Source organism: Actinocorallia sp. B10E7 (genome assembly GCF_039871655.1).
Classification (GTDB): Bacteria; Actinomycetota; Actinomycetes; order Streptosporangiales; family Streptosporangiaceae; genus Actinocorallia.
Genome location: NZ_JBDPLZ010000003.1, coordinates 636,275 through 657,188 on the forward strand (window position 1 = coordinate 636,275; position 20,914 = coordinate 657,188).

Genomic DNA, 20,914 nt, shown 5'->3' on the forward strand with positions numbered 1-20,914 from the left:
GGGTAGGGTGCGGTACACGTTCCTCGACCACGACGGTCCTCTGGCCTTCGCCCACCGGGGCGGCGCCCTGGGCGCGCCCGAGAACACCATGGCCGCCTTCCAGCGGGCGGTCGACCTGGGTTACCGCTACATCGAGACCGACGCCCAGGCCACCGCGGACGGCGTCCTGCTGGCCTTCCACGACCCCCACCTCGGCCGGGTCACCGACCGGCGCGGCCCGATCGCCCGGCTGCCCTACCGGAAGGTGAGCACCGCGCGGGTCGCCGGCACCGAGCCGATCCCGCTGATCGAGGAGATGCTGGGCAGCTTCCCCGACACCCGGTTCAACATCGACATCAAGGACGAGCCGGCGATCGGCCCCCTGGTGCGGGTGCTGCACCGCACCAGGGCCTGGGACAGGGTGTGCATCACCTCGTTCTCCACCCGGCGGCTGGCCCGGCTGCGGGTCAGGGCCGCGCTGTTCACCACGGAGCCGGTCTGCACCGCGCTGGGCCCCCGCGGGGTGGCCGCGGTCCGGCTCGGCGGCGCGGCGGCCCGGGCCGCCGCCGCGGGCGTCGCCTGCGCCCAGATCCCGCACAGCCTGGGCCCGCTGCCCTTCGCCACCGCCTCCTACATCGCCCAGGCCCATTCCCTCGGCCTGGTGGTGCACGCCTGGACGGTCAACGACCTCCCCACCATGGAGCGGCTGCTGGACGCCGGGGTCGACGGGATCATGACCGACGACCTGGAGGGGCTGCGCGACGTGATGGCCGGACGCGGCCTGTGGCAGGCCGCCGTCCGCTGACCGGACACGCTCGGACGCGCCGTCAACTCGCAGGGTTGGAAGCGCTTCCAGGCGGGAATCTTGTGACGAGATCCAGCGTTGGTCAAATCAGGACCGCAAGCCGTCTGGGAGGCGTTTTTCGATGGCAGAGCGCGCACTTCGCGGCACGAGGCTCGGGGCGACGAGCTATGAGAACGACCGGAACACCGATCTGGCGCCCCGCCAGGAGGTGTCTTACACCTGCCCGAAGGGCCACCAGTTCACCGTCACCCTCGCCACCGAGGTGGAGGTGCCGATGACGTGGGACTGCAGGAGCTGCGGCGTCCCCGCCCTGCTGATGGACGGCGAGGTACCGGTGGCCAAGAAGGGAAAGCCCCCGCGTACCCACTGGGACATGCTGCTGGAGCGGCGTTCCATCGAGGATCTCGAGGAGGTGCTCGCCGAACGCCTCGCGATCCTTCGTGCGGGACGGCGCAAGAGCGCCTGACACGCGAGTGGGGCGGGAAGGGCCTTTCGGAGGCTCTTTCCCGCCCCTCGTCGTCTCCCGTCCCGCCGGCGCCCCTCTCAGGGCTCCAGCCGCCGCCCCTCCCGGCCGTCGCCCTCCGCGTGGCCTCCCGTGTTCCCGCCGTCCTCGCCGCCGTCCTTGATGACCTCTCCTCTGATCACGCCGGGGCCCGACGCGTCCTCCCGCCTTGCCGCTCCGGGCCGCTGCGGGTGCTCGGCGAACGGGCCGAAGGACCCTCCGGGAAAGCCGGTCGGGGACAGGCCGGCGCCCGACGCCCGGCGTTCCGCCCAGGCCAGCACCCGCCCGCGCACCAGCGGACGGGTGAAGGGCAACAGCAGCGCCAGCGCCGGAAGGTCGGTCAGGAAGCCGGGGAGTGCCAGCAGCACCCCGCCCAGCAGGATCAGCGCGGCGTCGGCCGAACCGCGCTCGGGCGTCCGCCCCGAGGCCAGGGCCTCGTTCAGCCGCCGCCAGGCCCGGCGTCCCTCGTGCTTGACGATCCAGGAGCCCAGCAGCGCCTGGGCGAGCAGCAGCAGCGCCACGCCCCAGCCGCCGATCATCCGCCCCACCTGGATCATCACCATGATCTCCAGCACGGGCAGGGCCAAAAGGACGAGAGGAACCAGCGGGCGCATACCTCCATCATCGCCGATCCGGTGACCCGCTCGATCGTCCTTGACCGGGCTCTCCTCCGCTTTCCCGGCCTCTGTTGACAAAGCCTCATGTTCCGATAGGTTTGGCCGTCTGGTCTAGCACCGGATCAACTGGGCCCGGGCACCCTATAGACAACGGACGCTCTGTTCTCACCGCCTGTGGGTACGCGCCCGGCCCGACGGGTGTCCGGGCCCCTCCCGGTTACCGGTAACGTCTCACCATCGGATGAATCCGGGTGGACGGCTGGAGAGACGTTTGATGCAGGACACGGCGGCGGATACGCCCGTCGAGGGCACCGATCCCGCCTCATCCTCCCCCCAGGCCCCTGCGAGGCGCCCCCGTCGGCTGCTTCGCGTCGCGGCCGCGGCGGTCGCGGGCCTGATCATGTACCTGGCCTTCCCCCCGAACGTGCTGGGCCCCGACGAGGGCAGCGCCTCCGGCCTGTGGCCGCTGGCCCCTGTGGGAGTGGCTCTGCTCACCCTGGCGCTGCGCGGCCTGGGCGCCTGGTCGGCCGCACTCGCCGGCCTGGTCTGCGGGCTCTTCTTCTTCGTCCCGATCCTGCCGGGGCTGCGGCCCATCGGGACCGACGCCTGGCTGGGCCTGAGCCTCACCGAGGCCGTCTACTTCGCGCCGATGGCCGCCGCGATGGCCCTGGTCTCCCGCACCCGGTCGTGGCCGCTCTGGATCGCCGCGCTGTGGGTGACCCAGGAGTTCGTGCGCGGCAGGTTCCCGCTGGGCGGCTTCCCCTGGGCCCGGCTGGCCTTCTCCCAGACCGACACCCCGCTGACCGCCTACGCCGCGCTCGGCGGCGCCCCGCTGACGAGCTTCGCCACCGCGCTGATCGGCACCCTGCTCGCCTACGCGATCCTGCAGCACCGCCGACGGGCCACCGCCCTCGGCCTGGCCGGAGCTCTGGCCGTCCCGCTGGCCGGGGTGCTGGTCCCCACGGGCCAGGGAAGCACCCGCACGGGCGAGAAGGAGGCGGTCGTGGCGGTGATCCAGGGAAACGTGCCGCGTTCCGGCATGGACTTCCTGGGCCAGCGCCAGGCCGTCCTGAACAACCATGTGGCGCGGACCAGGGAGCTTGCCGCCCAGGTCAGGGCGGGGCAGGTGCCCAGACCCGACCTCGTGGTCTGGCCGGAGAACTCCAGCGACCTGGACCCGTACCGCGACGCCGAGGCCTACGAGGTGATCGACGAGGCGGTCAAGGACGTGGGCGTGCCCGTCCTGGTGGGCGCGCTGACCCTCACGCCGGACGGCGAGGAGGTGGAGAACCGGGGCATCGTCTGGGACCCGGAGAACGGCCCCGGCGACTATTACACCAAGCGGCATCCCGTGCCCTTCGGGGAGTACGTCCCCTTCCGCGATCTCCTGACCGCGGCCGTCTCCCGGCTCGAGCGCGTCTCCCGCGACTTCGCGCGCGGCACGCAGGACAACCGGCTGCGGCTCGGCCCGGCCGTCGTCGGCGACGTGATCTGCTTCGAGGTGGCCTACGACGGCATCGTCCGGGACGCCGCGAACGGCAGCGGGATCCTGGTCGTCCAGACCAACAACGCCACCTACGGGCGCACCAGCCTCCCCTGGCAGCAGCTGGCCATGTCCCGGCTGCGCGCCGTGGAGCACGACCGCCCCGTCCTGGTCGCGGCCACCAGCGGGATCAGCGCGATCGTCGCCCCCGACGGGCGGCTGGTCAAGCAGTCCCGCGAGTTCACCCCCGACATCCAGGTCGCCTCGGTGCCGGTCCGCACCTCCGCCACGATCAGTGATCGCCTCGGAGGGCTCCCCGAATGGCTTCTGGCGCTGGTGGGCATCATCGGCATAGGGGTCGCGGTACAGGCCCGACGGCGTGCCGCCCCGGACACCCTGGAGGGCTGAGATGAACTCCCTGGACTCCGTCGTCGTGATCATTCCGACCTTCAACGAGCGCCAGAACCTTCCCCTGGTCGTCTCCCGGGTCCGCGCCGCGGCCCCCTCCGCGGAAGTCCTGGTGGTCGACGACAACAGCCCCGACGGCACCGGGAAGCTCGCCGACGAGCTGGCCGCGTCCGACGAGCGGGTCCACGTGCTGCACCGCACCGCCAAGAACGGGCTCGGCGCCGCCTACCTCGCCGGTTTCGCCTGGGCCCTCGACCGCGGGTTCGACGTCATGGTCGAGATGGACGCCGACGGCTCCCACCAGCCCGAGCAGCTGCCCTCGCTATTGTCGGCCCTGACCGGGGCCGACCTGGTGATCGGGGCCCGGTGGGTGCCCGGCGGGCGGGTGGAGAACTGGCCCAGACACCGCGAGGCGCTCTCCCGCGGCGCCAACGTCTACGCCCGGCTGATGCTCGGCATCCCGCTGCACGACGCCACGGGCGGCTACCGGGCCTTCCGCCGCGAGACCCTGGAGAAGCTCGACCTCCAGGGGGTCGACTCCCGCGGCTACTGCTTTCAGATCGATCTGGCCCTGCGCTCCCTGCGGGCGGGCCTGCGCGTGGTCGAGGTGCCCATCACCTTCGTCGAGCGCATGCACGGCTCCAGCAAGATGAGCCAGGACGTCATCGTCGAGTCGATGATCAGGGTCGCCCGGTGGGGGATCCGGGACAGGCTGCGCGCTCTGCGCCGCTGAGTCCCGCCGGCACGTATGGCGAAGTGCCGCGCGCGAGGGTGCGGTCCATGGCGAACGCCTTGATGTCGCCGAGACCGACGCCGTCTGCGGGTCCCGGCGCGCTCAAACCATGATCGGCGACCGTTTCCGGCCAGACCATGGGGCGGCATTTTGTCCTACTGTGCGAAACGCGGTTTCCATTAAGGAGACCGCGTGCCCCCGGATCACCCATCCGCCGGGCGCACCGGTCATGGTCTCCTACACCCCGGGAGAGACAGTGAAGGTCATCTTCAACAGGCGGCCCCGCCGCATCGTCGCCACCCTCGTCGCCGCCGTGGGGTCCCTCGTGGGATCCGTCGTCGGTGTGCCGGCCGCGCACGCCGCGACTTCCTGCTCGAACTACTCCTCCGCCACCAGCACCTGCGTCAACCAGTCGATCAGCATCGGCGGCACGTCCTACAGCACCGACTGGTACTTCCCCAACACCACGCCGACCGCGCTCATGCTCGCCGAGCACGGCTTCAGCCGCGGCTGCGGCAACCTGCGCGGGACCAGCAAGGCCATCGCCGAGAAGGGCGTTGCGGTCCTGTGCATCAACGCGAGCATGACAGGCGGCAACCCGACCCTCGCCGCCACCGTCGGGGACGCCCTCTCGGCCCGCACCATCACCCCGCCCAGCGGCCATGCCCTACCCGTGAACTACATCGTCGGCGGCCACTCCGCCGGCGGCCACTTCGCCTCGGCCGTGGGCAAGCGCCTGGCCGACAACGGTTACGCCGCCTTCAAGGGCGCCATCCTCTTCGATCCGGTCGCGGCCAACAGCAGCTTCACCACCAACCTCCAGGCGATCTCCAACGGCGCCACCCGCCCCGTGCTCAGCATCGCCGCCCGCCCCGCCACCATCAACAGCTCCAACAACTCCTTCGGGGCCCTCGCCTCCCTCGGTGCCGGCTTCGTCGGCATCCAGCTCCTGTGGACCGGTTACTCCGGCACCTCCGGCACCGGCGCCAGCTGCCACGTGGACGTCGAGGGCGAGAACACCAACTGGCTCGGCACCCTCGCAGCCGGCTGCTCCCCCACCACCACCAACACCGCCCGCTTGCGTGACTTCGCCTCCACCTGGGCCAAGGACCTCGCCACCGGCGCCCACACCACCACCCACTACTGCACCGACTCCGACACCCTGGCCACCTGCGGCGCCACCACCTACTCCCTCGTCGGCGGCACCCTCCCCCTCGCCGCCGTCATCCCCAACAGCTGATCCCCACGAGGAGGCCCGCCCCAGGCGGGCCTCCTCCTTCAAGCCCGCCGCAGGCCTGCGCTAGTCGCATTACGACCGAACCCTGACGCTTTCCGCGAGCGCCGCCGCCCCCGGAGTCCCGGGGGCGGCGGCGCGGCCGGATCAGCCCCGGGCGGGGAACCTCCCGCCGCCCGAGCGGGTGAACACCACGACGGAGTTCAGTTCGTACACCGAGAAGGCCAGGTCGTTGCGGCGGTCCCGGTCGAGGTCTGCGACGATCGCGCCGCCGGCCTGGCCGTGGCCCTCGGCCAGGACGTGCGTGGTGAAGGAGCCGTCGCCGCGCTGCTCCAGCCAGAACAGGCGCGGGTCGCCGTCGCCGGAGACCGCGATGTCGATGTCGCCGTCCCCGTCGATGTCGCCGTCCCCGATGACACCGGGGGCGGCCTGGCCCGGCCGGGGCCGGGCGGTGATGCCCTCGGAGATCGCGGTCGGCGTCCAGGCTTGGCGCGGGTCCTTCGGCACCGCGTAGGTGACGACCTGGGACGCCGGATCCGAGGAGCCGGGCGGGAACGCGGTGTTGGTGTGGTTGGAGGCCACCCACACGTTCTTGCGGTCGCCCCGGAGGTTGCGGACCAGCTTGATCTGGATGGACCGGCCCTGGGTCGTGTCGATCGTGTGCGTCGTGTACTTCCCGCGGCCGAGGTTCTCCAGCCAGACGTAGGAGGCGCCGGTCTGGAAGTACTGGGCGCTGGCGACGTCGAGGTCGCCGTCGCGGTCGACGTCGGCGACCTCGGGAAGGGCGCCGCCGCCCGGGCCGAGGGTGACGGGCTCGGCGGCGAAGCCTCCTCCGCGCTTGCCCCTGAACACCTGCACCCAGGCGTTGGCGGGGGCCCGGCCCTCCATCATCGCCACCGGGGCCGGGAAGGACTCGCCGATCGTGACGAGGTCGAGCCGTCCGTCGCGGTCGAAGTCCACGGGCACCGCGCCGTGGTAGAAGAGCGGCTGCGTGCCGGGGGAGACGAGGTCGTGCCGCTTCCAGTCCTTGCGGGTCTGCTCCCACCAGGTGAGCGAGCCGCACAGGGCGGGCGCGCACTGGAAGAAGCCTCCGGGGACGGCGATGTCGGCGTCGCCGTCGCGGTCGAAGTCGGCGACGGCGGGTTCGTTCGGGTAGGCGATGCCCGCCTCGGGGCCGAAGACGCGCTCCTTGCCCCAGGTGTCGATGTCACGGCCGATCTTGTAGACGGCCATCTCTCCGAACGGGGCGGGGCCTCCGGGCACGATCGTGCCGAAGCCCGTGGCGACGATCTCGGGGCGGCGGTCGCCGGACACGTCCGAGGCGACGGAGAAGGCCGCGCCCTGGAGGGCTCCGTCCACCACGTGCCGGGTGAAGGAGGCGGGCTTGGGCGGGTCGGTGGGCTTGAGGGCCGCGCGGGATCCTCCGGCCGAGGCCGGGAGTGCCGCACCGCAGGCGAGCCCCACCGCGAGCGGCAGGGCGAGACGGCGAACAGGGCGCATGGGCGCCACCTCCATGGGGATGGGAGAACTCGCCCCTGAATACCACATGTTCCATCATGCGGAATAGCGTTTCTCTTGCGGTAACAGCCGGTCGGCGGGCGAGAGCGTCAGCCATCGGTCACCTCGCACCGGCACCGCCCCGCCGCGGCCGGCGCGTAGCCGTGGTCGCGCATCAGCCGCGAGTGGGCCCGCCCGTAGATCGTTCGCGCCCGGCAGTCCTCGGAGTGACCGGCGGCGATGTGCCGCCGCCGGGCTTCGTGCCAGCAGGCAGAGGCTTTGAAGTGCTCGTGGTTCCAGTTCCCCTGGAAGCCGTTGACGGACGCCGAGTCGTAGATCGCAGCCCTCGTCTCGCGCTCGAGCTCGGCGTCGTCCACGCTGCGCAACCATCGTGCCCAAGCCAACAAGCCGGGCTTGTGGCGGTCGGCGGAGCACTCGAACTGGCCGGCCGCGACGAGCCCGACGAGGCTGACGAGAACTTCGTCGCCGGGTTCGAGGTCCGGTTGATTCATGGGGGCCTCCTTCCGCCATTGTGGCGGGTCGGAACGGTGCGGGGCCCGCGCTTCACAGGTCGGACGCATGGGCGAAGGGCCGCCGTTCCCCTGGCAGGCTCGGCGGCCGTGGCGTTCCGCCGCTACTTGACGGCGCCGGCGGTCAGGCCCGCCTGGATCTGCCGCTGGAAGATCACGTAGACGATGACGACCGGGACGATCGCCATGCTCAGCGCGGCCATCAGGCCAGGCCAGTCGGCCTCGTAGCCGGCGCTGGTGCTGATGTTGGCGATGCCCTGGGTGAGCATCCACTTGTCCTGGTCGGCGGGCATGAGGACCAGCGGCAGCAGGTACTGGTTCCACTGGCCGATCACGTTGAAGATCGTGATGGAGACCAGGCCCGGCCTCGCCATCGGCAGCATGATCTGGAAGAACGTGCGGGTGTTGCCGCAGCCGTCGATGAACGCCGCCTCGGCGACCGAGGTCGGCAGCGTCCTGAAGAACGCCGACAGGAAGAAGACGGTGAACGGCAGCGAGTAGGCGACGTACACCAGGATCAGGCCGTGGAAGGTGTTGAGCATCCCGAGGTTCTGGACCACCTTGAACAGCGGGACCAGCGCCAGGAAGACCGGGAAGGTCATGCCCGACACGAACATCAGGTAGATCAGCCTGTTGCCGCGGAAGGTGTAACGGGACAGGACGTAGGCGGCCATCGAGCCCAGGAGCATGGTCAGGAAGGTGCTCGCGCCGACCACCAGGACGGTGTTGAGGAGGTACCGCCCGATGTCGGCCTTGCCCCAGGCCCGCGTCCAGGCGTCCAGGTGCCAGGTCTGCGGCAGCGTCCAGGCGTCGCCGAAGATCTCGTCGTTGGTCTTGAAGGCCGCCACGAACGTCCAGACCAGCGGGACGATCACCAGCAGCGCCCAGACCGCCAGCGCCAGATGGGACAGGCCGGTGAACGCGCCGGTGACGGCCCGGCGGCCGGGACGGGCCGCGGCGCGGGCCGGACGGGCCGCCGCGGTCTTGCCTGCGGTCTCAGTCGTCATCGTCGCCGCCTTTAGAACTCGACGCGCTCGCGGCGGGTGACCCGCAGGGTGAGCGCCGCGAAGGTGATGGTCATGAAGAACAGCACCACGCCCATCGCCGAGGCGTAGCCGAACTTCGAGTAGGTGAAGGCGTTCCGGTAGATCTCCAGCGCCACGACGGTGGTGGAGTTGTCCGGTCCGCCGCGGTCCACCGAGAGCACCTGCACGATCGCGAACATGTCGAACGCGATGATGCCCAGGTAGACCCAGCCGACCTGCAGGCTGTCCCACAGCAGCGGGAGCGTGACGCGGAAGAAGAGGGTGAACCGCCCCGCCCCGTCCAGGGCGGCCGCCTCGAAGAGCTCCCTGGGGATGGAGGCCATTCCGGCCGAGAAGAGCACGACGTAGAAGCCGACGCTCTGCCAGACCACCACCGCGATGATCGACCACAGGGCCAGGTCCGGGTCGTTCAGCCACTGCACGGGGGCGATGCCGACCTCGTCCAGCAGACCGTTGACCATGCCGCTGGAGGTCGGCCGGTAGACCGACTGGAACAGGACGCCGACGATCGCGACGGCCAGCACCTGCGGCAGGAAGAAGACCACCTTGTAGAAGGCCGAGCCTCTGACCCCGCCGGCGCCCCCGCCCTTCCCCTTCCCGCCGACGTTCAGCAGGAAGGAGAAGAACAGGGCGATGGCGAGGGTGGCCGACGGCAGGGCGATCAGGATCCACAGGTGGTGCCACAACGCCGAGATGAAGGCGTCGTCCTCGAGCAGGGCCTTGAAATTGTCGAACCCGATGTAGTCGGGGGTCTTGAGCCCCCGCCAGTCGGTCAGCGCGATCTGGAAGGCCTGGAGATAGGGGCCGATCACGAAGACCGCGTACAGGAGGACGGGCGCCGCCAGGAATCCGATGATGAACGGGTACTGGCTGCGGCGTTTCCGGCCGCCGAGGAGCCGGCCCTTCCGCGGGCTTCTCTTCTCAGGCGCCGGTCCGAGGCCCGGCGCTTCGCTGATCTCGATGTCACTGCCCTGCCGCATGGCCAGGTGCCTCCGGTGTCGCCGGGCGAAGGTCAGACGGTCCGCTTCTGGATGTCGTCGCCCGCGTTCTTCTTCGCCTTGTCCGCGGCCTTCTGCATCGCGTCGCAGAACTTCTGGGCGTCGATGCGGCCGAACATCAGGTTGTTGGTCTGCCGGCGCAGCTCGGTCTCGAGTTCCTTGTACCAGTTCTCGAAGAGGCTGTTGGTGACGATATTGTCACCGGCGGCCTTCTGCGCGGCGGCGACCGAGGACAGGCCCGGGGACATGGTCAGGCCGTCGGTGGCGTCCTTGACGATGGTCAGGGAGCCGGACTTCTCGGTGAAGCCCTTCGCGCCGGCCTTCGAGAGCATGATGCGGAAGTACTCCAGGCCGCCCTGCGGGTTGGCGCCCTTGGCCGAGACGAAGTAGAACTCGCCCGCCGCGACGCGCAGCGCCTCGTAGGGCATCTTGTCGGCGGCGGTGACCGACGGGGTCGGGGCGATCGCGTACTTGAAGGAGGCGGGGGTGGACTTGGCCTGCTCGTTCTCCAGCCAGGAGCCGGACGGGTAGAAGGCGATCTTTCCCTTGTTCTGCTCGGTCTGGACCTCGGTGTGGATGAGGCCCTCGAAGGATTTGTCGGAGTACTTCGCGTTGATCTCCGCCCAGGCCGCGGCCGCCTGCTTGACCGCGTCGTTCTGCCAGGCGCCGTCCTCGAGGTTGTCGATGGCGATGAGCACCTCGTTGCCGCCGACCTTCGCGGCGGAGATGAGGATCATCCAGTAGGCGTAGTAGGAGGCGTTCTTGCCCGCGTAGGCGAAGGGGGTGATGCCCTTGGCCTTGATCTGCTCGGCGAGGGTCTTGAACTCGTCGAACGTCCTGGGCGGGGTCCAGCCGTTGGCCGCGAACAGCTCCGAGTCGTACCACAGGCCGTAGGTGGAGGACACGTACGGCATCAGGAGGGGCTTGCCGAGGACCTCTCCGGTGGCGGGGGCCGAGGCCAGGACGGTCTCGCGGACCTTCTTCTTCGGGTCGTCCAGGGAGGGGGCGTCCCACAGCGCGGTGAGGTCCTGCAGGTGGCCGGCCTCGGCGAGGGCGCCGCTGTCCATCAGGTCCGAGCCCGCGTTGGCGACGACGTCGGGGACGTTGCTCCCGCTGGAGAAGCGCGGCTGCAGCGTCTTGTTGATCTCGACGATGCCCTCGTGGGCGATCTTCGCGTTCGGGAAGGCCTTCACGTACATCGGCTCGTGGACCTGGGTGGCGTAGTCGTCACCCAGGCCGCCCTTGAAGATCACGACGCTGAGCGGCTTGGCGCCGTCCACGCCGAAGGGGTTCGCGGCGTCCTCGCCGGTGACGTCGTTGCCGGTGGTCTCGTCGCTGCCGCCGCTGGTGGCGCAGGCGCTGAGCAGGCTCAGGCCGGGAACGGCGGCGGCGGCGAGGCCGAGGCGCCTGAGGATGTCGCGCCGGTCCATTCCTGCGGTCCCCCGCGGGTCCTGCTGGGCCATGTGAACACTCCTTGGGATGAGGGTTTTCTTCAGGGGTCGGGACCGCCCGGTCAGGGGGGCACCATGGAGCCGAAGAGCTCTTCTCGGGTGAGTTCCAGGCCGTGTTCCACGGCCCCGGTGAGGACGGGGTTGCCTTCGATCGCCGACAGCCGCAGCGGCGGTCGCGGGATCGTCATGCGGTGGACCTCGTGTTCGATCAGCTCGCGCAGGGGTTCTCCTCCCGCGAGCATGATGTCGCCGGTGAGGACGACGAGTTCGGGATCCAGGACGGAGGTCACCGCGGCCACGCCGGTGGCGACGCGGATCGCCACGTCGCGCAGGGCGTCCCGGGCCGCGGGTTCGGCGGTCTTCGACGCGGCGGCGCGGACCGCGGCCGCGGCGTTCGCTCCGCGGAAGCCGTGGGAGCGCAGGACCGTCCGCACCGCCGGGCCGCCCGCCAGGGCCTGCAGTCCGTGGTCGGCGAACCGGCCGGTCTCGCGGGCGGTGAGCGCGCCGGGGACCGGCAGGTAGCCGACTTCACCGGCCCCGCCGCCGGCGCCCCGGTGCAGCCTGCCGCCCAGGACCAGCGCCATGCCGATGCCCGCGCCCACCCAGAGCACCACGAAGTTCTCGTAGCCCTGGGCGGCGCCGTGCGCGGCCTCGGCCAGCGCGGCGAGGTTGACGTCGTTCTCTATCTCGATCCGGGTGCCGACCTCGGCCTCGACGTCGCCTGCCAGGTCGGTGAAGTGCCAGCCGGGCAGGTGCCGCGAGTAGTTCAGGCGTCCGGTGGCCGGGTCGACCACGCCCTGGACGCCGACCACGATCCGGGACAGTTCGGCCGAGACGATCCCGGCGGCGCCGCAGGCTCCGGCGACCGCGTTGCAGATCTCCTTCGCGGCCTTGGCGCCGGACCGGGAGGGCGCGGGCAGCCGGTACTCCCCGGCGATCCCGCCGGCCAGGTCGGCCACCACGGTCTGGATGCGGCCGGGGGTGATGTCCAGCCCGCAGACGAACGCCGCCCGCGGGTTGATGGCGTACTCCTCTGCGGTCCTTCCCAGGCTGCCGCCGCGCCTTCCGTGCAGGACGACCAGGCCCGCCTCGCGCAGCCGGGTGAGCAGCTGGGATGCGGTGGGCTTGGACAGCCCGATGAGGTCGCCCAGTTCCGGCCGGGTCAGCGGGCCGTGCTCCAGCAGGGCGCGCAGCGCGGCCCGGTCGTTGATGGCTCTCAGCAGCTGAGGGGTGCCCGGGATGTGCTCCGCCATGACCACCCTCTCGATTGCTCGTTCCGGACGAGATAATTATTAGGAAACTGTCCTAATGAATGGGAAAGTAAGGATGTGGGGAGGGTCACGTCAACCCCGCTCCGGACGAACCCACCGCTTCGCAACCAATCTGTGATCGCCCTCCCCGAGGAGGGCCCGAGGGTTCTCTTCCTGCCCGCGCGAACCCTGAAACGAGCGGGGCGGCGGCCGGGCCCGGACAGGGAGAAGGCCCCGCTCGCCGGGCGAGCGGGGCCTTCGACGGCGTCGGAGGACGCCTGCGGGATGCGGATTCGGTTCGGGGATGTTCCTTACTCAGGGCCGATCCGGCGACTCACTCCGACGGCTGGAGCCCCGGGATGAGCCCCTCACGGAAGGCGTCGACGAAGAGCCTGTGGTCCTCGCGGACCACGGCGGCGTACCCGTGCCCGAACGCGACCATGGCGGCGACGAAGTCCGACTCGTCCGGACCGATCACCGCGTCGATGGCGTCCTCCACCTGGAACGGCACCAGGGTGTGGTCGGAGTCGCCGTCGGAGACGCAGTGGATCTTCGCGGTGGCCCGGCCCAGGTCGGCCAGCAGGGTGATCATCTCGTCGGGCTCGGTCATCCCCGACCAGTCCAGGTCCGCCTCGTAGGGCGAGAGCTCCTGCACCACGAAGCCCACGCCGTCGATCTCCGCGTGGCCCAGCCACGGGTCGGCGTTGGCCTGCAGCGCCCGCCGGGAGACGGCGGTGCGGTGGCCGTGGTGGCGGAAGTAGGAGGCGATCTCGGGATCGGCGACCACCCGGGACGGCGCGGCGACGTTGCCCTGCTTGACCGACAGGATGACGTCGTTCTCCAGGGCCTGGCTGTGGCCCTCCACGAGGATGTTGTAGGCGGTCAGGCCGGCCGAGCCGATGCCGAACCCGGAGGCGCCCACCACGTCCTTGATCTTGTAGCTGAGGCTGCCGGAGAACCGCTTCTCCTGCGGGATGGTCTCCAGGTACCGCGCGTAGGCGGCCTCGACCTCGGCCCGCTCGGCGTCGTCCAGTTCCCGGATGCCGGGCCCGCGCCGCATTCGGCGCTCGTGCTGGTCGACGACGGTCAGGGCCGACAGCAGCTCCACACGGGTGGACGACAGCGCCTCGATCAGGACGTCCCGGACGTGGCCGGTGGCGGTGTCGAGGGTCAGCGCCCAGGTCTCGTCGGGCTCCGAGTGCACGTAGAAGCGCACCTGGTCGACGTAGGCCCGCACATAGGACTCGATCATGCGGGTGATGTCGGCGTCGGAGATCGCCTTGGTCCAGGCCATGAGCGCGACGCTGGCCACCAGCCGTTTGACGTCCCAGGTGAAGTGCCCGACGTAGGCCTCGTCGAAGTCGTTGACGTCGAAGACGAACACCCCGTTGTCGCTCATGTAGGTGCCGAAGTTCTGCGCGTGCAGGTCGCCCTGGATCCAGACCCGGCCGGTGCGCTCGTCGGCCCAGGGGTCGGTGTCGTGGACGACGTCGGCGTAGAAGATCGGCGCGCTGCCCCGGTAGAAGGCGAAGGGGTCGGAGGCCATCTTCCGGAACCGGCGCCGGAACTCGGCGGGGCTGCGTTCCATCAGCGGGGCGAACGCCTCCACCAGCACGTCCACGAGCTGGGTCTGGCGCTCCTTGGCGTCCTTCTCCCGGAGAGCTGCCACAAGGTCGGTCATATGATCGGGGTTCCTTTCAAGCTTTGCCTCGATCATCCCGCTTCCAGGTGACCTGCGTCAGACGAACTCCTGTTCAGGAGGCGTCCAGATAGCGGGCGTCCACCTTCTCGATCTTGGATCGCAGCGCGAGCTCGGGATCGGGGCTGAAGGAGCACAGGGCGATCATCGCGGTGATCACCACGTCGCACAGCTCCTCGGCGACGTCCTCCCTGGTGTGGGTGACGCCCTTGCGGGGGTTCTGCCCGACCATGCCGATGTAGGCCTCGGTGACCTCGCCGACCTCCTCGGAGAGCTTCATCAGGCGCAGCGCCAGCTCGTGCTCGGAGGTTCCGTTGACCTCGTCCAGATGGGCGGAGAACCTCCGGACGCTGGGCCAGGGATCGAAGTCGGTCATGGAGGAGACCTTAGCCCCGCCCTGCGGGTAAGCGAGTACTTCCTGGTCTGCTATCTAATGGGGCCTGGCATTATCCCCTGAGGCCCCGGAGGGCGAGCAGATGATCGAGTGGTCCGAGGAAGATCTGATGATCCGCGACGCGGTGCGCGACTGGATCACCAAGGAGGTGCGCCCGCACCTGGACGAGCTGGACTCCGGGGAGCTGCTGCCCTACGGGATCATCCGCAGCCTGTACAAGACCTTCGGCATGGCCGACCTGGCCGCCTCCCAGTTCGACAAGGCCATCGCCCGGGAGAAGGCCGGCGAGGCGCCCAAGCCCAAGAAGGAGGGCAAGGGCGACGCCAACGCGGCCATGTCCATGCTGCCCATCATCGAGCTGTGCAAGGTCGCCCCCGGCCTGGTCACCGCGATGGGCGTGTCGCTCGGCCTGGCCGCCGGCACCATCATGAAGCGCGGCACGACCGAGCAGAAGGAACGCTGGGGCCGCGACCTGCTGACCTTCGAGAAGGTCGGCGCGTGGGCGATCACCGAGCCGGACTCCGGCTCCGACGCCTTCGGCGGAATGAAGGCCTCGGCCAAGGCCGACGGCGACGGCTGGATCCTCAACGGCAACAAGACCTTCATCACCAACGGCCCCAACGCCGACACGATCGTCTTCTACGCCAAGCTCGACGACGGCCGCCCCGTGCGCGAGCGCGAGATCCTGTGCTTCGTCCTCGACAGCGGCATGCCGGGCCTGGAGCAGAGCAAGCCGCTGCGCAAGATGGGCTGCCACTCCTCCCCCACCGGCGAGCTCTTCCTGCAGGACGTCCGGGTCGGCCCGGACCGGCTGCTGTCGGGCGGCGGCAGCGGCAAGGAGTCGGCCAAGCAGAACTTCACCGCCGAGCGCTCGGGCGTGGCGGCGATGGCGCTGGGCGTCATCGAGGAGTGCCTGCGCCTGTCGATCGACTACGCCAAGTCCCGGATCGCCTGGGGCAAGCCGATCGGCGACTACCAGCTCATCCAGCTCAAGCTGGCCAAGATGGAGGTCGCCCGCCTCAACGTGCAGAACCTGGTGTTCCGCTACATCGAGATGCAGAAGACCGGCCGCAGCATGACCCTGGCCGAGGCCAGCGCGATGAAGCTGTACTCCGCCCAGGCCGCCGCCGAGGTCTCCATGGAGGCCGTCCAGCTGTTCGGCGGCAACGGCTACATGTCGGAGTTCCGCGTGGAGCAGCTCGCCCGTGACGCCAAGGTCTTCCAGATCTACGCCGGCACCGACGAGCTCCAGATCACCCACATCGCCCGGGATCTCCTCAACCGCTGACGGACGGCGGCGCGGGCGGGCCCTTCCGCTGGACATGGATCAAGTTGATCTGAATACTCACGTCTATGGACGGACCGCCCGCATTCCCGGTACGGGCCTCCGACGCGCAGCGCGATCGGATCATCGAGGAGCTGCGCGATCGGGTCGTCGAAGGCCGGATGTCCCCGGAGACCTACGAGTACCGCGTGGGGCAGGCGCTGCGCGCCCGCAACGAGGCCGAACTGCAGGACCTCCTGCGGGACCTGCCGCCGCGCGGCAGGCTGATCCGGCGGGTCGCCGGGGCGGTCTCCTCGCTCTCCGCGGCGACCTCGCGCCTGGAGTCGGCCTGGCGCGCCCCCCGCCTGCCGCGGTTCCTGCTGCCGCCGCGGCAGCAGCCGCGCGTGCTGGTGGGGCGGGCGCCCGGCTGCCAGTTCGTGCTCACCGATCTGACGGTCTCCCGGTTCCACGCCGAGATCCAGGTGTGCGAGGACGGCTGGATGCTCAGCGACCTGGGCTCGATGAACGGCACCAAGGTCAACGGCCATAGGCTGACCGGACCCGCCGTGATCCGCCCCGGCGACCAGGTCGCCTTCGGCGACTGCACGTTCGTGGCGGCAGCCCCCTGAGGGCCGCCTCACGGCCTCAGAGCTTGGGCGGACGGCCCTCGTAGGGCGTGCTCAGCACGATCGTGGTGCGGGTGTTGACGTTGGCGGCCGAGCGGATGCGCTGGAGGAGCTCCTCCAGGTCGCTGGGCTTGCCGACCCGGACCTTGAGGATGTAGTTCTCCTCGCCCGCCACCGAGTGGCAGGCCTCGATCTCCTCCAGGTGCGCCAGCCGTTCGGGGGCGTCGTCCGGTGCGGCGGGATCGATCGGTTTGATCGAGATGAAAGCGGTCAGCGGCAGCCCGATCTGCTCGGGGTCCAGCTGCGCGCTGAACCCCTTGATCGCGCCGCGCTTCTCCAGCCGCCGTACGCGCTGGTGCACGGCGGACACCGAAAGGCCGGTCTCCTTCGCCAGGTCGGTGAAGCTCATGCGCCCGTCCCGGGCCAGCAGGAGCAGGATCTGGCGGTCTGTGTCCTCCACAGGGAGAAATCTACCGTGAGCGCCCTGTTCGCGGAGAACCGGTAATAGGACCGCAACTTGCCCGCACCATGAGCTCCGTCGCCAGTACCACCGGACGGCCCGGCGCGCGGGACGGAGCGCGCAGCAGCAGTTCGCAGGCCCGGTACCCCATGTCGCGGGCAGGGTGGGCCACGGCGGTCAGCGGCGGGTCGCACAGCTCCGACCAGGGCACGTCCTCGACGATGGCGATGGAGACGTCGGCGGGGACGCGAAGGGTCAGCTCGCGGGCCGCCAGCACCGCGGCCTCGCCGAGCCTGTGGCCGCCGGCGACGACGGCGGTGAGGTCGGGGCGGCGCTGGAAGAGGCTCGCGGCGGCGGCGTAGGCGCTGTCCGCGGTCGGCCTGGCCCGGGCGAAGAGGTCCTCCTCGGTGGCGATCCCGAGGTCGGCGAGGGCGGCGCGGAAGGCCTCCTCGCGCTGGGCGAGGCCGTCCGCGGCCCGTCCGCCCAGGAAGCCGATGCGGCGGTGGCCCAGGCCCGCCAGGTACTCCACCACCGAGCGCACTCCCCCGGCCTCGTCGGCCAGGACGCCGGGCACCGCGGGCAGGCCCGGTACCGTGCGCCCGACGAAGACCACGGACAGGCCGAGCCGGATGAGCGCCTGCCAGACGGCCGGGTCCCGCTGGACGGGCATCGCGATGACGCCCTCGACCCGCTGCTCGGCGAGTCGCTCGAGCGCCTCGGCCTCCGCTTCGGGGTCCTCGCGGGTGGCGTCGAGGATGACATGGGCGCCCTGGGTGCGGGCGCAGGCCAGGACCCCGGCGGTCAACTCGGCGCAGAACGGGTCGGCGGCGTCGGTGACGAGCAGGCCCATGCCGCCGGTGCGCCGGGTCTTCAGACCGCGCCCCAGTGCGCTGGGGCGGTACTCCAGGGCGCTCGCGGCGGCCAGGACGCGCTGCCTGGTGGCCTCGCTGACCGGACCGGAGCCCGACAGCACCCGGGAGACCGTCGCGATCCCCACGCCGGCGGCCGCCGCCACGTCCTTGATGGTCACCCCGCCCATCGGCCCTCCTCCCGGTCGCGGGCATCCTGCCACGCCACCCGTTTTGGAAACGTTTCCATTCTAGACGGCCGCCGAGCACCTTCGCGATCCCCCGCCCTGGGGCTGGACAAGTCACGCCAACAGGCTGCACAGTAGGCATTGAGCGGACAGTGGTAGCGCTCCCACGCGCCCTCCCTCGTTCCGCACTCGAGACTGAAAACGTTTCCACTCAGAGGGGAAGACGATGGCCGAGATCGTCCTGGACGGCATCGACAAGATCTACTCGGGCGGGGTCAAGGCCGTCGACAGTCTGAGCCTGCACATCGCCGACGGCGAATTCATGGTGCTGGTCGGCCCGTCCGGCTGCGGCAAGTCCACCGCGCTGCGGATGATCGCCGGCCTGGAGGACATCTCCGGCGGCACCCTGCGGATCGGCGACCGGGTCGTCAACGACCTGGCGCCCAAGGACCGCGACATCGCGATGGTCTTCCAGAACTACGCCCTCTACCCGCACATGACCGTCGAGCAGAACCTCGCCTTCGGCCTGAAGCTGCGCGGCACCCCCAAGGACGAGATCAAGAAGCGGGTCGCCGAGGCCGCCAAGATGCTCGGCCTCGAGCCCTACCTCAAGCGCAAGCCCGCCGCCCTGTCCGGCGGCCAGCGCCAGCGGGTGGCGATGGGCCGGGCGATCGTGCGCGAGCCGCAGGCCTTCCTCATGGACGAGCCGCTGTCCAACCTCGACGCCAAGCTCCGCGTGTCCATGCGCGCCTCCCTCAGCCAGCTGCACGAGCGGCTGGGCGTCACCACCATCTACGTCACCCACGACCAGGTCGAGGCGATGACGCTGGGCGACCGCGTCGCGGTGCTGCGCGACGGCAAGCTCCAGCAGGTCGACACCCCTCAGCGCCTGTTCGACCACCCGGTGAACCTGTTCGTCGCCGGGTTCATCGGCTCCCCGTCGATGAACTTCGTCGACGCCGAGCTGACCGGCGAGGTGTCCGAGGCGTTCGTGGAGTTCGCCGGGTACCGCCTGCCCGTCCCCGCCGACATCTTCGAGGCCAAGCCGCAACTGGCGGACTACCTGGGCCGCCGCCTCATCGCGGGCATCCGTCCCTCGGACTTCGAGGACGCCGAGCACGCCAAGCCCGAGTGGACCCGCATCGCGGTCAAGGCGGGGGTGACCGAGGAGCTCGGCTCCGAGATCAACGTGATCTTCCCGATCGACGCGCCGCCCGTCGCCCACAAGGACACCGCGGACCTGGCCAGCGACGCCACCGACGGCGAGGCCGAGGACGTCACGCTGCCGCTGCTGGAGGACAAGGCGCTGTGGACCGCCCGGGTCAACGCCCGCTCCCGCGTGCGCCCCGGCCAGGAGCTGGAGCTGGGCATCGACACCCACCGCCTGCACTTCTTCGACGCGGCCACCGGCTTGGCCGTCGGCCACCCCGACGCCGACGACACCGCCCGCCGCCTCGGCGTCTCCCCCGCCGCCGCCAAGGCCTGAGTCGACTTCCATGACGGCCCCGCCCAGGGCGGGGCCGTCACGTGTCCGGACGTGCTTCCGGCTACGAGCCGACCCCTGAGAAAGATCCAAGAAGGTTTCGATTTCGTTGCGCGGGCGCAACCCCGGCCGCCCCGGCCCGCAGGACCTCCCCGATCCGCCCGAACAGCAGCCCGGTCTGGATGCTCTTCGACCTTGATGGTCGGTGTGTTTGGAAACCAGGTCTTGTAGCAGCGATCGCACCAGCCGCGGGTCTCCGCGAGACGGACGGAGCGCTTCAGGCGGAGAGGGCCTGACGTCGGCGGTTCCGGTGGCGGGAGGGTCTGCTGGTAGGAGCTCCTGCCAATGGGGCAGTCGGCACCGAGCCGCTTCCAAGGCGCCCTCGTCTCCCCGCAGCAGATCGCCCGGGTCGTCCAGCGCTGCCGCAACCGACTCCCCTACCAGGAACCAGCCGATCCTCGACGCGCTCACCAACGCGGGCGGGCCCCTCGGACGGGAGGACCTACCGGGGACGGCGGGCGAGAGCCGCGCCACCGTCTACCGGCGCATGGCCGTCCTCGTCCAGGCCCGGCGGGTGGTGCGGGCCCCCCGCCACGGCTGGGCTCTGCCACCGACGTCAACTTCCTGAGGAGCTCGATGTTGGCGACGGCATGACGCTGTCGCCATCCGGCCACCGCGAGAACACCCTCGCACCTTGACCACCCGCGAGGCACTGCTCACTCTGAGGTTCCCAGACGGCCGACCTCCACTGTGTTCTCCCCGCCCACCCGACAGGGGCGGACAGAGCCGGCTCCACGACACGGACGCGGCCGTGGACCGGGCGTGCTTCGGCATGCCCCCGAATGAGCGAGGAGCCATGTCCTCTGTCTCTCGTGCCACGTTCGCCGCGGCCACAGCGGTCACCGCGGTCGCCATCACCGCGTCCCCGGCCGCAGCTTGGGCCGGCGGCCCCGTCTCAGCCAACGCAGGCACCCCGATAAGTATCCAGATGGGGACGTACCCTCTCATCACCTGTCCCTTTTCCGCCCTCAACGGCACCATCAACGCCGGCGGCATGCTGAACATCACCACAGCGACCTTCAACGCCTGCACGTTCTCCGGTTCGCCGCCCGTCACCGTCACCGCCCATTACCTGCCCTGGAGCGGATTGCTCAACGGCGGCTCCGCAACCCTCAACGGGGTCAGGTTGTCCCTCCTCATCGATGTCGGCAACCCCATCCTGTGCGGCTACAGCGGCAACCTCACGGGTACCTACACCGGCACCGCTTCCCCGGTAACGGCCTCCTTCTCCAACACCTTCACCAAAGTCACCGGCCCTCTCTTCTGCTCGAGCACCATCACTTTCTCCTCCACCTACGTCCTCACCGGTTCTGGCCTCTGACCTCCATGGTCTTCTCACTCGCTGAGCTCTCCCCTCAC

20 protein-coding genes are annotated in these 20,914 nt (G+C 70.3%); 9 read left to right on the top strand and 11 right to left on the bottom strand.

Annotation, left to right across the window (positions count from 1 at the left end):
• Nucleotides 1–7: 7 nt before the first annotated feature.
• Together ABGB12_RS13025 and ABGB12_RS13030 are read left to right on the top strand one after the other, a co-directional pair.
• Entirely contained in the window at nt 8–784 is a 777-nt protein-coding gene (locus tag ABGB12_RS13025) for a glycerophosphodiester phosphodiesterase family protein (RefSeq protein WP_347677370.1), read from the top strand.
• Nucleotides 785–905: 121 nt separating this feature from the next.
• Nucleotides 906–1,250, top strand: coding sequence for an RNA polymerase-binding protein RbpA (locus tag ABGB12_RS13030; protein ID WP_347677372.1), 345 nt, complete (start codon nt 906–908; stop codon nt 1,248–1,250).
• Nucleotides 1,251–1,327: 77 nt separating this feature from the next.
• Here the strand turns inward: ABGB12_RS13030 and ABGB12_RS13035 are convergent, their stop codons facing one another.
• Nucleotides 1,328–1,900, bottom strand: a complete 573-nt coding sequence (locus ABGB12_RS13035) for an FxsA family protein (RefSeq protein WP_347677374.1) — start codon at nt 1,898–1,900, stop codon at nt 1,328–1,330.
• A gap of 277 nt (nt 1,901–2,177) precedes the next feature.
• Between ABGB12_RS13035 and lnt the strand changes: the two genes are divergently transcribed.
• The 3 genes from lnt (at nt 2,178) to ABGB12_RS13050 (ending at nt 5,767) form a co-directional block, all read left to right on the top strand.
• Entirely contained in the window at nt 2,178–3,794 is a 1,617-nt protein-coding gene (gene lnt / locus ABGB12_RS13040; protein WP_347677376.1) for an apolipoprotein N-acyltransferase, read from the top strand.
• Between the two features lies 1 nt (nt 3,795).
• Nucleotides 3,796–4,527 carry a polyprenol monophosphomannose synthase gene (locus tag ABGB12_RS13045; RefSeq protein ID WP_347677378.1) on the top strand — a complete coding sequence of 244 codons (732 nt, stop codon included), beginning with the start codon at nt 3,796–3,798 and terminating at the stop codon, nt 4,525–4,527.
• A 256-nt stretch (nt 4,528–4,783) separates the two neighbouring features.
• On the top strand, nt 4,784–5,767 hold the full coding sequence (locus ABGB12_RS13050) for a hypothetical protein (protein WP_347677380.1): 984 nt from the start codon (nt 4,784–4,786) through the stop codon (nt 5,765–5,767).
• A 141-nt stretch (nt 5,768–5,908) separates the two neighbouring features.
• Here ABGB12_RS13050 and ABGB12_RS13055 read toward each other — a convergent pair whose 3' ends face one another.
• The 8 genes from ABGB12_RS13055 to ABGB12_RS13090 all read right to left on the bottom strand — a co-directional run bounded on the left by ABGB12_RS13055 (nt 5,909) and on the right by ABGB12_RS13090 (nt 14,608).
• Nucleotides 5,909–7,261 carry a VCBS repeat-containing protein gene (locus ABGB12_RS13055; RefSeq protein WP_347677382.1) on the bottom strand — a complete coding sequence of 451 codons (1,353 nt, stop codon included), beginning with the start codon at nt 7,259–7,261 and terminating at the stop codon, nt 5,909–5,911.
• 107 nt (nt 7,262–7,368) lie between these two features.
• On the bottom strand, nt 7,369–7,770 hold the full coding sequence (locus tag ABGB12_RS13060; RefSeq protein WP_347677384.1) for a hypothetical protein: 402 nt from the start codon (nt 7,768–7,770) through the stop codon (nt 7,369–7,371).
• Between the two features lie 122 nt (nt 7,771–7,892).
• Complete coding sequence (locus ABGB12_RS13065; RefSeq protein ID WP_347677386.1) at nt 7,893–8,795, bottom strand: carbohydrate ABC transporter permease; 903 nt, start codon at nt 8,793–8,795, stop codon at nt 7,893–7,895.
• Between the two features lie 11 nt (nt 8,796–8,806).
• Nucleotides 8,807–9,814: a sugar ABC transporter permease gene (locus ABGB12_RS13070; RefSeq protein ID WP_347677388.1), complete on the bottom strand. Its 1,008-nt coding sequence runs from the start codon at nt 9,812–9,814 to the stop codon at nt 8,807–8,809.
• Nucleotides 9,815–9,846: 32 nt separating this feature from the next.
• On the bottom strand, nt 9,847–11,295 hold the full coding sequence (gene ngcE / locus ABGB12_RS13075) for an N-acetylglucosamine/diacetylchitobiose ABC transporter substrate-binding protein (RefSeq protein ID WP_347677390.1): 1,449 nt from the start codon (nt 11,293–11,295) through the stop codon (nt 9,847–9,849).
• A 50-nt stretch (nt 11,296–11,345) separates the two neighbouring features.
• Nucleotides 11,346–12,536 carry an ROK family transcriptional regulator gene (locus tag ABGB12_RS13080; protein WP_347677392.1) on the bottom strand — a complete coding sequence of 397 codons (1,191 nt, stop codon included), beginning with the start codon at nt 12,534–12,536 and terminating at the stop codon, nt 11,346–11,348.
• 331 nt (nt 12,537–12,867) lie between these two features.
• A complete protein-coding gene (locus ABGB12_RS13085; protein ID WP_347677394.1) occupies nt 12,868–14,214 on the bottom strand; it encodes a DUF2252 domain-containing protein in 1,347 nt (448 codons plus the stop codon).
• Nucleotides 14,215–14,287: 73 nt separating this feature from the next.
• Nucleotides 14,288–14,608, bottom strand: coding sequence for a MazG-like family protein (locus tag ABGB12_RS13090; protein WP_347677396.1), 321 nt, complete (start codon nt 14,606–14,608; stop codon nt 14,288–14,290).
• A gap of 100 nt (nt 14,609–14,708) precedes the next feature.
• Between ABGB12_RS13090 and ABGB12_RS13095 the strand changes: the two genes are divergently transcribed.
• Together ABGB12_RS13095 and ABGB12_RS13100 are read left to right on the top strand one after the other, a co-directional pair.
• Nucleotides 14,709–15,914 (top strand): acyl-CoA dehydrogenase family protein, encoded by a 1,206-nt coding sequence (locus ABGB12_RS13095; RefSeq protein WP_347677398.1) that lies wholly within the window; start codon nt 14,709–14,711, stop codon nt 15,912–15,914.
• A 65-nt stretch (nt 15,915–15,979) separates the two neighbouring features.
• Nucleotides 15,980–16,519, top strand: coding sequence for a DUF1707 and FHA domain-containing protein (locus ABGB12_RS13100; RefSeq protein WP_347677400.1), 540 nt, complete (start codon nt 15,980–15,982; stop codon nt 16,517–16,519).
• Nucleotides 16,520–16,535: 16 nt separating this feature from the next.
• On the opposite strand, the gene ABGB12_RS13105 is transcribed toward ABGB12_RS13100, so the two are convergent.
• Both ABGB12_RS13105 and ABGB12_RS13110 read right to left on the bottom strand, forming a co-directional pair.
• The gene (locus tag ABGB12_RS13105; RefSeq protein ID WP_347677402.1) at nt 16,536–16,976 is read right to left on the bottom strand and encodes an Lrp/AsnC family transcriptional regulator; all 441 of its coding nucleotides are present in this window, start codon (nt 16,974–16,976) and stop codon (nt 16,536–16,538) included.
• A 10-nt stretch (nt 16,977–16,986) separates the two neighbouring features.
• Complete coding sequence (locus ABGB12_RS13110) at nt 16,987–18,015, bottom strand: LacI family DNA-binding transcriptional regulator (protein ID WP_347677404.1); 1,029 nt, start codon at nt 18,013–18,015, stop codon at nt 16,987–16,989.
• 223 nt (nt 18,016–18,238) lie between these two features.
• Here ABGB12_RS13110 and ugpC point away from each other — a divergent pair, with 223 nt between their 5' ends.
• Nucleotides 18,239–19,498 (top strand): sn-glycerol-3-phosphate ABC transporter ATP-binding protein UgpC, encoded by a 1,260-nt coding sequence (gene ugpC, locus ABGB12_RS13115; protein WP_347677406.1) that lies wholly within the window; start codon nt 18,239–18,241, stop codon nt 19,496–19,498.
• A gap of 853 nt (nt 19,499–20,351) precedes the next feature.
• Complete coding sequence (locus tag ABGB12_RS13120; RefSeq protein ID WP_347677408.1) at nt 20,352–20,876, top strand: hypothetical protein; 525 nt, start codon at nt 20,352–20,354, stop codon at nt 20,874–20,876.
• The last annotated feature ends 38 nt before the right edge of the window (nt 20,877–20,914 follow it).